The 10,756-nt window shown below is 39.7% G+C and carries 9 protein-coding genes; 3 read left to right on the plus strand and 6 right to left on the minus strand.

Going from position 1 to position 10,756, the window contains the following annotated elements; genetic code table 11:
- Positions 1-51 precede the first annotated feature (51 nt).
- The 3 genes from AC6CHU_RS23640 to AC6CHU_RS23650 all read right to left on the minus strand — a co-directional run bounded on the left by AC6CHU_RS23640 (position 52) and on the right by AC6CHU_RS23650 (position 4,085).
- Positions 52-2,460 (minus strand): ABC transporter permease subunit, encoded by a 2,409-nt coding sequence (locus tag AC6CHU_RS23640; protein ID WP_498122939.1) that lies wholly within the window; start codon positions 2,458-2,460, stop codon positions 52-54.
- Positions 2,453-3,316, minus strand: coding sequence for an ABC transporter permease subunit (locus AC6CHU_RS23645; RefSeq protein WP_251283621.1), 864 nt, complete (start codon positions 3,314-3,316; stop codon positions 2,453-2,455). The genes AC6CHU_RS23640 and AC6CHU_RS23645 overlap by 8 nt, the downstream gene beginning before the upstream one ends.
- A 214-nt stretch (positions 3,317-3,530) precedes the next feature.
- Positions 3,531-4,085 (minus strand): YppG family protein, encoded by a 555-nt coding sequence (locus tag AC6CHU_RS23650; RefSeq protein WP_251283622.1) that lies wholly within the window; start codon positions 4,083-4,085, stop codon positions 3,531-3,533.
- A 335-nt stretch (positions 4,086-4,420) separates the two neighbouring features.
- Here AC6CHU_RS23650 and AC6CHU_RS23655 point away from each other — a divergent pair, with 335 nt between their 5' ends.
- On the plus strand, positions 4,421-4,636 hold the full coding sequence (locus tag AC6CHU_RS23655; protein WP_159864237.1) for a YppF family protein: 216 nt from the start codon (positions 4,421-4,423) through the stop codon (positions 4,634-4,636).
- A 26-nt stretch (positions 4,637-4,662) separates the two neighbouring features.
- Here AC6CHU_RS23655 and AC6CHU_RS23660 read toward each other — a convergent pair whose 3' ends face one another.
- The 3 genes from AC6CHU_RS23660 to AC6CHU_RS23670 all read right to left on the minus strand — a co-directional run bounded on the left by AC6CHU_RS23660 (position 4,663) and on the right by AC6CHU_RS23670 (position 7,011).
- A complete protein-coding gene (locus AC6CHU_RS23660) occupies positions 4,663-5,040 on the minus strand; it encodes a YppE family protein (protein WP_251283624.1) in 378 nt (125 codons plus the stop codon).
- A 313-nt stretch (positions 5,041-5,353) separates the two neighbouring features.
- Entirely contained in the window at positions 5,354-5,617 is a 264-nt protein-coding gene (locus AC6CHU_RS23665; RefSeq protein ID WP_159864243.1) for a hypothetical protein, read from the minus strand.
- 401 nt (positions 5,618-6,018) lie between these two features.
- Complete coding sequence (locus AC6CHU_RS23670; RefSeq protein WP_159864246.1) at positions 6,019-7,011, minus strand: DUF2515 domain-containing protein; 993 nt, start codon at positions 7,009-7,011, stop codon at positions 6,019-6,021.
- Between the two features lie 174 nt (positions 7,012-7,185).
- Here AC6CHU_RS23670 and recU point away from each other — a divergent pair, with 174 nt between their 5' ends.
- Positions 7,186-7,797 (plus strand): Holliday junction resolvase RecU, encoded by a 612-nt coding sequence (gene recU, locus AC6CHU_RS23675; RefSeq protein WP_159864249.1) that lies wholly within the window; start codon positions 7,186-7,188, stop codon positions 7,795-7,797.
- Between the two features lie 40 nt (positions 7,798-7,837).
- A complete protein-coding gene (locus AC6CHU_RS23680) occupies positions 7,838-10,522 on the plus strand; it encodes a PBP1A family penicillin-binding protein (RefSeq protein ID WP_251283626.1) in 2,685 nt (894 codons plus the stop codon).
- Positions 10,523-10,756 lie beyond the last annotated feature (234 nt).

The raw sequence follows: 10,756 nt of genomic DNA on the forward strand, positions 1-10,756 counted from the left end.
ACAAAAACAAGCAGTATTATTACCTGCTTGTTTTTGTTTTAAGATGGCTTATTAACTATTCAGCTTAGACGTATCAATCCAATTATTGAAATAGCCGGTCGGAACACTGAAATAATCTTTTGTGAAGGATATGAACTCCTTTGTATCGACCTCTTTATAGCGGAACTTTTGATAATAATCGGACAGAAACTGCATCCCCACTTCCTTAGGGGATTCCCCTTTCAGAGTATACTTTTCCTGGATCATTTTTAAAATTTCCAGAGCAGGCTGGCCATAAATATATCCTGTATGTTTTACCTCATTAAGCGGCACATTTGAATATTGCCTTCCCAGACCAGCTTCCTCGATTGCCTTCATCCGATTATGGGAGATCCCAAATGCCTGACTTTCATTTTGATTTTGATCTGCATAAAAGTACATAGAGGTGGCGAATTCTGTGATTCCTTCATCAATCCATGCACTGTTGTATGGGTCATTGGCCACTGCTCCATAAAAATATTGATGAGCGATTTCATGGACAATTGAGATATCATAAAACCTTTTATCATTAATATGGGGGTTTATGGTTACAATACCGGGATACTCCATAAATTCCCCTTCATCCAAAACAATGTCAAGCTGCTTATGCGGATAATCTCCAATATTATCCTGATAAAAAGATAATGCCTTTTTGGCCAGTGTTAACGATGCTTCCGGGTTTTTATCATGATTGCTCCTTGAAAAGAGTCTGACCTTCACACCGTCCTTCGCTTCCGTTTCATAAACTTTCATATCCTTCATAACAGCAATGAAGAAATCCCTGACCCTTTTGGCTTTAACTGTTCCTTCATTCTTTCCTTTTGCCGGATCTTTTTCTGCTGTGGAAGCCAGAGAATACCCTTTGGGCAGCTTATAGGAAACTTTGAAATCAGAATAGCCTGTATGGAATGTTTCCAGTCCCTCCATATAAGGCTCTTTGTTCCACTTGCCTTTTTGATAAACTGCAGCCATTGGGTACCACTGAGCAAGATAATAGTTGGTGCCTGCTTTTGAAAAGCGGCTGCCTCTCTCAGGGACTGTAAATCCATATTGTATCTGTACCTTATGTCTGCTTTTATCTTTCATATCAGGTGTTAAATTTATTTTTAGTGTATCTCCATTCAGTTTAAAAGATGCTTTTTGCCCATTCACTGTTACCTTTTTTATTTCTGCTTCAGACGTTCCTTCAACGGAATCAAATGTATGTCCCTTTTTAAAAACGTTTGGAATGAAGTAAAAAACAAGCTCATTCCATTCTTTATCTGATTGATTTTTTATCTGGATATTTGCACTAGCATTGAAATATCCTTCGCCATTCATTTCCAGATCAATTTGATAATCTGCCCTGCTGCCGCTTTTAACACCTACATTAGATTCCTTCGCAGCCACAACATAGACACCTGCACCTGCGAAAGCAATAACCAATGCCGTAAAAGCAGCCTTAGGGCCAGAAAATGACCAGAATTTCTTTTTTCGGCCAAATTGTTTTCTGGCAGGCTGAACTAATGGCTCGTGCCCAGTCTTAATCCATGGTGTACGCTGATAGTTTGATTGAAATCGATTCTTCAGTCCATTTGCCAGCAGACTGAAGGACACAGTTGTAAGTAAAAGGATCGCTAATGGCACAATCAATATATGGGTGTTGCCATAAATATTTAATCTCGCCTGACCAACAAGCCCCGCCAGCTCCTTTGTTGCCGATAGATAGATGATGGGGTCATATCTCACAATAGTTCCGCCGACAAAGATATTTAAAAGTGCCAGCTGTCCCATAAGGGCGATTACGTACACAATTTCAAGTATGAACATAACAAGGAACGTTTCCTTTAACTGGGGAAAAATATGCTTCCAGAGTAGTCGGTGTTTTCCGGCCCCCAGAGCTTTTGCAGCTTCTATATAAACGGACTTATATAACTGAGACGTTTTAAGCCTTACAGAAGACACAATGCTTGGAATGCTGATGACTGATGCAATGACAATAAAATAGATAATTAACACATTTTGTTCAAGATGACTGTTGAAGCTTATTGGCGCAAGAAAAAAATACAGGATCAGAAAAAGCGGAACATAGCTCCATGCATTTTCGAAAGCAATCAGCCAGCCTGGCGTTCTTTTCAAGGTGCCCGCATACAAACCGATAATTGATCCAAAAACCATTTTTATAGCTGTTACTGCAGCTGCAATAAAAACAGTGTATCTTAAACCATATAACATCATGGATAAAATATCATATCCCCATTTATCGGTGCCCAGCGGATAGGAGGATGATTCAAACGGCTCCAGAGGCGGTGCCAGAACCTTTCCGTCTGTATATTGTGTTTCCAAGGCTGAAGTTAATGAATGGGGTGCAATGATAGGCCCGAATATGCTGAAAAAAAGCAAGCAGGAAACCAAAAGAATTCCTATTATTAACGAGTAATTTATTTTTAGCAGCTTATTCATAGATAAAACCCCGTTTGAACAGATAGAATATAAGTCTGTTAGAAATATAGACAATTAAAGAAATCAAAAGCATTGCAAACAAGCCGATTGCAATCGGCTGAACCCCATTGCTCTGAAAAATAAATTTTGTTATGCCGGAAACATTCATAATATGCTCAATAATAAAAAGATTGCCAATGGCAAGTGAAATTACTTTTACCAGCTCAGATTTGATAAATGGTTCTAAATTTTTAAAGACATGCTGAAAATTTATGTAATTCAATCCCATCCCTTTAGCAACAGCAGTCTTAATATAATCCTCACCGCTTGTCTGATAATATTTAACCGAGACAAGCTTAAATAAATATAGCGTCGGAGCTATCGCTGCCAGCACTGTGGGAAACCAGGTGTTGAGAGCTCCTCCATCCGGTCTGAGAGAAATTACTCTGATTCCCGTTATTTTATATATTTTTACGGCAAGAATCATAGAAACCACAATAATGATAAAGTCGGGTATGGCTGCAAGCATATTCAAGAATGCCCCAAAAAGCTTAGTGAGCCTGAAGCGGCTTATAAACACTCCAAAAATCATACTTATAATTAAGGAAGCATTTACTGCTATCAATACAATCAGCAGACTAGTAAAAAAGTTATCAGCAATGTCCCCAGCTATAGGACGGGTCTGCAGTCCAAGCTGATAGGTACCAAGGCTTCCCTCGCTTATTTCAGATATAAAATCTCCATAAATCTGCGGCAGAGTGTCAAAGCTCCAATTTAGACTCCCGCTCGATGGATCAACAGATATAATTTTTGGCAAAGCTGCAAGAAATAAAATTAATGCAAATATGATAAGTATTTGCTGCACAGCACGAAACATAGTACCCCCCCTTGTTATGACTTTAAGTCATTTTTCTATTTTTTCACTCTTATCTAAATTTTGTCAATCATACAATTAAATTATCATAGATAATATTGCCTATATTATTGGAGTCTAAAAATAGACCGGCTATTCTATTTTTAAATATATTTAATCTTTTTTCAAGTCTGATTTTTTCAAAGCATAAAAAAAAGGCCAATCCGGCCTTGATCACTTAAGATTTGAATATTCCGCCAATCCCTTTAACCATAGATGATACCTGTGTGACCGCAGACATCATCTGTCCTGCTGTGTCCACCATTTTGTTGATATCAAGCGAGCCATCCTGGGCTTTAAATGAATTCATAATGCTTTGCACGCCGGATGGCTGTTTTTGGATGAAGGATTGCTTTGGGTATGGATTCATATATGGCATTTGCGGAGCAGCCGGCTTGCTTGGCTGATGTCCATAATAATCTTCAGATTCTAACGGGTTTTGAAATATTCCTGCATTCTTTGAACCTGTATGTGAGTAATATGCAGGATCAAAATGTTGCTGCGGATAGGCCTGATGCGGATAACTTTGCTGCATTCCTGCCAATTGCTGCGGGTGCTGGTACTCCATATTAAATGGCGAATAATAAGAATTATACTGTCCGGCAGCATGGTTATAATTCTGCACTGGCTGCTGCCTCATATAATATTGGTCATTGGTCCCCATATAAAATGGATGAACGTATACATTTGGGTTTAAATGGCCGTATGGCTGCACATGACTCGTTTTATTCATTACTCGGCCAAACATGGGCAAACATCCTCCCCATTCAAAAAGATAAGTATATTAGCAATAATATCAGGCAATTCCCTCCTTATTATCACCAATATAATATATGAATGAAATGCCCAGAACGTGAAAGAAGTTAAATAGGGGCAAAAAAGGAAGCGCTTCCCACTTTTGTCTAACTATGAAGAATAATGTCGGAAGTTTGATTTTTTTAAAAACGATGAAAAATAAAATTATATGTTAGGATATAAAAAACAAATTGTTTCTTGTCCGCTATTTTCATTTACCTGAATGCGGGGAAGAAATTTCTCCGCGAATCTATTTTTAGAGGAGGCAATATCATGAATGTTCACGAACTACAAAAGAAGTTTCATCAGCTGCGGGAGTATACTCCTGAAAATGTTAATGAATTATTGGATTTTGCAAAAAAAGCCTATATCCATAATGAAATTTCCAGTACAGATTATCGAAATCTCGTTCGTGAGCTTGAAGCTCAAGGAGCGGCCGTTCCGGAAAGCTACAAAGATAACACCCTCCAGGATTCAGTAAATGCATAGTATTCAATGAAAAAAGGGAACCTCGTTCAGGTTCCCTTTTTTTCTTCTCTTAGTAATATTATCAGCTGCTTTAATACATACACGGCTGAATTAACATAATTAATAAATCTGGTTCTGCTTGCGTCAGGAAAAAACGACTGAATGGAAACCATTTCAATATGTTCAGCAGCAGAATCGATTTGCTGAGAATATAGATTCCGCGGTTTATGGATGCTAATCCACTTCCGGGCTTCTTCTTTCCATCTGTCATTTATGGATTTAACCTCATCAGCAAAAGGTTTGACTTCATTATAAAAATCACCCTTCTTGCCTGTCTCCTTAACCTTTTTATACCTGCTGTCTGAGATCTCCACATATTCAAGCAGCATTTCTGTCATACGCAGCAGGGAATTTTCTTGTACCACGGGAATCAACTCCATTTAGATAAGCGGAAGGCGCCTGAAGCTAAATAGTTATCTACCTTCAGTTTATACACTTTATTAAAAATAGTCTTTTTTCTAAACGATTGTTTTTTTGTTTATGAATTCTGCCCGTTGATTGCAGCGAACCCGCGGGGAGGAATGCGTCAGCATCTTCGAGGATCAGGTGCCCACAGCGAAGATCAACTCAGCAAATTAAACTAGGTTATGAAAAAGCAACTAACTTCTGGAAAAACAGCCTTAAAATAAAAGCAGCCAATCAATTTAGCTGCTGAAGGATACTGCTATTCTAATCCACTTAGAAACCGAGTTCAAGCTTCATGCGTGCTGATCTTTTTGCACTTTCTATATTTTCTGCCTCAGACATGATTACCGTCATATCTTCTTCGATTGCTTCCAGCCTGCTTTCACAAGCCTCTATATTTTCTGACTGTTCATAATACCAATCCTGGCGGAGTCCAGACAAATTAGACTCCAGTACATTTTCAAGCTCTTCAAGCTGATCGTATATGTCTGAAAGCATGGCCAGCAATTCTTCTTTTTCTACCGTTTTTCCCTGCATTCAAAAAACCTCCCGATTTCATTTTCTCCTTGCTTTCTGCCATGAATAATGAAGGATACAGTGAAAATTTGCTTTGTGCCTACATAAATTCTATTTTCCCCTAAGGTATCCTTCATGCATGACAAAACTAGAAGGGATTCGCCAAAGAAAGTACTTATTTGCATGGCAGCGGCAAGGTTTCGACAGCCTCCGAAGAATGAAAATAACATCATTGAACAAACTAATGAACGGAGGTGTTATGTTATGGCAAGAAAACAAGAAAAACAAAATAATGTACAGCCCAAAAAGCTGGAAGAAACAAAAACTGGCTATGGCAATAAGAAGCTTGAAGGTCCTGACCGCCCTTCAACATAACATGAAAAAGCAAGGGATCCCTTGCTTTTTTTTGCATTTATTTTCTCCTAACAAATGGAGCGAAATATTTTTCCCAGCTTGGCAGCAGTTTGAAGCTGGTCCTGTTTATGCAAATACCATTTTGTAATATGGACGGGATGTTTAATGACAACCGATTCTGATGCCCATTTCCTTTTTATGCGTTTATTGACAGACCAATCAGGAAATTGATGTATGTGATGAGTGATTATCGGGTATGTACAGCGTAAGAAAGGGGTAGTTCTCCGTTTTTTTCCCTTAAAGTATTTCTCATAATCATACCTTGACCCAGTATGAATTGTGCGTGATGCAAATTCATACACGTCCTCATAATAATTTGTGTCAAATAATATTTCTGCCAGCCTTTTTCCAAGGTCAATTCTTTTAGAGACCGAGCGGAAACCATTAACACTCGCACCGTATAATTCCCCTTTACAGGTAGGGAAGATGACAGAACTAAAATGAAGATAATCCTGAAAGGAAAAGAGCAATGTATGAAAAACTTTATTTTTATAAATAGAATGCTCCATTACAGGCTCTTGGATGACATTTTGTTCGTTGATAATCAGTGAAATCATTAATCTCTTTTTATTTCTGTTTCTCCAGAAATGAAGCCACTCCTGCCCCATAAACGCCGATACATGAAAAGTTTTTAATAAGTGAAACATTGGCCTATTTAGTTTCGTCGAATAATGATAGAGAAGCAGCTGGGGAAATGCATCTTGAAAAATCAGCCAATTAGCCCTTTCATATGTTATATAAAGCATATCCCTGAATTTCTTTCCTATTAATTTAGGAAAACAGCTCCCTTCAAGATCGCACATATTCCAGCCGGCATTTCGGGACACCATGGAGGCCAGGAATGCCCAGCGTATTTCAGGATGTTTTTGATAAAACTGAAAATAAGCTTCCGTTCTGGAGATATTGTCCAGGTTATATTTTGCTGTCATTTTCATAATATGATCCTTTATTGCCTGTTCCTTTTTTTCATGACTGTACAGAAATTTCCCAGAAAGAAACACCGCAATTCACCTCATAAAATGAATGTTCTATAATTTGGCCTGCAGGCATTTAGGTAAAACCGGAATAATACTTAACTGGAGTTTCCTATATACTTTGTTATTTAGAACTTTTTATTCAACCAAATCACGCTTACTTTTGTTATCATAGGGAGTAGCTGAAAACGAGGTGAATGCATGAATTTCCACTATCCAAATGGCAGGAGATATACCCCGCCTGCTAATAGTGCCAAAAAACTAACTCCAGAGAAGAAATGGACATACAGCAATCGCGGAATGACACTGGAGGAAGATATAAATGAAACCAATGAATTCTATTTGGAACATGGAATAGCAACTATTCATAAAAAGCCCACTCCTGTTCAAATTGTACAGGTCGATTATCCAAAAAGAAGTGCAGCAGTCATTAAAGAAGCATATTTCAAACAAGCATCAACAACTGATTATAACGGTGTCTATAAAGGAAGATATATTGATTTTGAAGCAAAAGAAACCCAGAATACAACCTCCTTCCCTTTAAAGAATTTTCATGAGCACCAGGTAAAACACATGGAGCAAGTATTAGCCCAGCAAGGAATTTGCTTTGTTCTCCTCCGCTTCTCGGCTACCGAAGAGGTTTACCTGTTAGAGGCCCTTCATTTACTCACATACTGGGAGAGGATGAAGAGTGGGGGAAGAAAGTCAATCACCAAGGATGAAATTGAAAAGAATGGTCATTACATTCCGCTTGGATTTCAGCCCAGAATTGACTATATTAAGATAATAGATTATCTTTATACCCTTAAATAATTAATTTAAAGTTCCATTGTTAGAAAGGATGAACATAGATATGACAGAAAAATATCAGACAAGGGAGGAGCGCCGAAGACAGCAATCGAAGCCTAAAAATAAGGGTAAGAAAAAAGGTTCAGGCACTTTTAAACGCATTTTCCTTATATTGATTGCCCTTGGTATTGCTGGAATGATTTTAGGAGCAGGCGCTTTTGCTTTTATGGTGAAAGATACACCTAAACTTGATGAAAAATTGCTTAAAGATCCAATATCTTCTCAGATCTACGATATGGAGGGCGAATTCATTACTGATGTAGGCTCGGAAAACCGTGATTACGTCGCTTATGAAGATATACCAAAACTTGTGGAAGAAGCCTTTTTGGCAACTGAGGATGTCCGCTTTTACAAACATAACGGAATGGACTTAATTCGATTGGGCGGAGCAGTAATTGCCAACGTTACCCGAGGATTTGGTTCTGAAGGGGCAAGTACGATTACTCAGCAGGTAGTAAAAAACTCCTTCCTGAATAATGAAAAAACCCTTAGCAGAAAGGCCCAGGAAGCCTGGCTTGCCTTCCAGCTTGAACGCAAGTATACAAAACAGGAAATCTTCGAAATGTATGTGAACAAGATTTATATGTCTGAAGGGCATGGTGTTTTAACGGCATCAAAAATCTTCTTTGGCAAGGAACTTAGCGAGCTGGAGCTCCATGAAGCTGCCCTCTTAGCTGGCATGCCGCAAAGCCCTAACAATTATAATCCGTTTAAGCATCCTGACAAAGCGGAGAAACGGAGAAATATTGTTCTTTCCTTGATGAATCAGCATGGTTTCATTTCAAAAGAAGAAATGGAAGCAGCGAAAAAGGTTCCTGTGGAATCTACCCTTGTGGCTGAAGAAAATAGAGAAACAAATGAATCTAAATATGATTCTTTCATCGATGTTGTTTTGGATGAAGTTGAAAAAAAATACCCGGATCTTAATCCATATTCCGATGGGCTGAAAATTTATACGACTCTGGATCCGGATGCACAAAAGCATGTTGAAAACATTTTAAATACGGATGCAGCAGTAGCCTATCCTGATGAGAAGTTTCAGGCGGGAATTACCCTTCTTGATACAAAAACGGGGGAAATCAGAGCAATCGGCGGAGGACGCAATCAGGAAGTAAAACGCGGCTTTAACTTTGCCGTGGACCAAAAAAGACATGCCGGTTCGACCTTTAAACCAATTGTCGATTACGGACCAGCAATCGAATATCTAAAATGGGGAACTTACCAGACCATTGTTGATGAGCCTCACACATATTCCGGAGGCACAAAAATCAATAACTGGGATGGAAAACATATGGGCCCTATGTCAATGCGCGAGGCCCTTGCCCGCTCACGCAACATTCCGGCTTTAAAAACACTTCAGGAAGTTGGAACAGATAAATCATTGGAATTCACCAAAAAATTAGGAATACCAATGGAAGAGATGTATGAGTCCTATTCTATCGGCGCTTTTGAGGTTTCTTCTCTTCAGGTAGCCGGTGCATACAGTGCATTTGGAAACAATGGCTTCTACACTGAACCGCATGCCATCAAGCAAATTGAAATGCGTGACGGCACGAAGCTTGATTTAAAACCTGAATCTGAAGTAGTCATGAAGGACTATACAGCATTTATGATCAGTGACATGCTCAAAAGTGCTGTTAAATCCTCTTACGGAACTGGCCGTCTGGCTGATGTTCCAGGCTTGCCTGTAGCAGGAAAAACAGGAACTACAAACTACACCGCTGACGAAGAACAAACATATGGTATACCTCAAGGCTCCGTGCCTGATGCCTGGTTCGCTGGCTATACAACTAACTATACAGCAGCTGTCTGGACTGGCTATCAGGATAGAAAAAGTTATATACCGGCAGGCGATGAGCAAAAAATTGCGCAAAAGCTTTTCAGCAGCTTAATGGCGCATGTATCAGAAGGAAAGGAAACAGAAGATTTCAAGGTACCGAACTCTGTAGAGAAGGTAGCCATTGAGAAAGGCAGCAATCCTGCCAAATTGGCAAGCCAGTTCACGCCTAAGGAACAAATCATTTATGAGTATGCTGTAAAGGGCAATGCTCCTACACAAGTGTCACAGAAATTTGATAAACTGGACTCCCCTTCTGGCCTGTCAGCGAACTTTGACCAGGAGGCAAATGAGATCTCATTATCGTGGAATTACCCTGAAGACGCAGAAGGCACACAATTTGAAGTAACTGTATCCGTAAATGAAGGCGGAGATCAGCAGCTTAGCGTTACTGCGGATAAAGGCTTAAAAATTGCCAACCCTCAGCCAGGAGCTGTGTATACCTTTAAAGTAACAGCATTTAAAGGTGATCAGCAAAGTGACCCTGCTTCTGTAAAAGTACAAGTTCCTGACTCAAGCATCATCGAAGAAGATGAAACTGAAGGTGAAGAGCAGGATGGAACTGGCGAAGAAGAACAGGAAGGCCAGGAAGGGCAAAATGGTGAAGATGGCCAGGACGGAAACCAGGATGGCGACGGTTCTGGAAATGGAAATGAAAATGGAAATGAAAATGGAAATGGTGAAGGCTCCGGAAATGGTTCCGGAGATGGTGAAGAAAACGGTGATGGTGGCGGTGAAGGTGACGGTACCGGTGATGGCGATACCGGAGAAGAAACCGGAACGGGTGCTGGAGGCACTGACACTGACGGAAACGGCACTGGCAGCGGCACTCAAGGCTCGAGCGGCTCCTGAAATGGATCTGGCACATAATCAAATAGAAATAAAGAGCTGGCTCAGTGATGAGTCAGCTCATTTTCTGTGTCCAAAAGTACTGATACACTTGAATGCTGGACTTTGGGTTTGGCGTGGCATGGTCGGCGATTCTAGGGTTTGTAGCGCTTTCATTCCTTTAGTGCGTGTCGAAATCTATGCGCGTTCCATATGAAACTGATAGCTATAGAAAAAAGCGCCTATCATTTAAGGCGC

The organism is Cytobacillus sp. GQ23, from assembly GCF_059758675.1.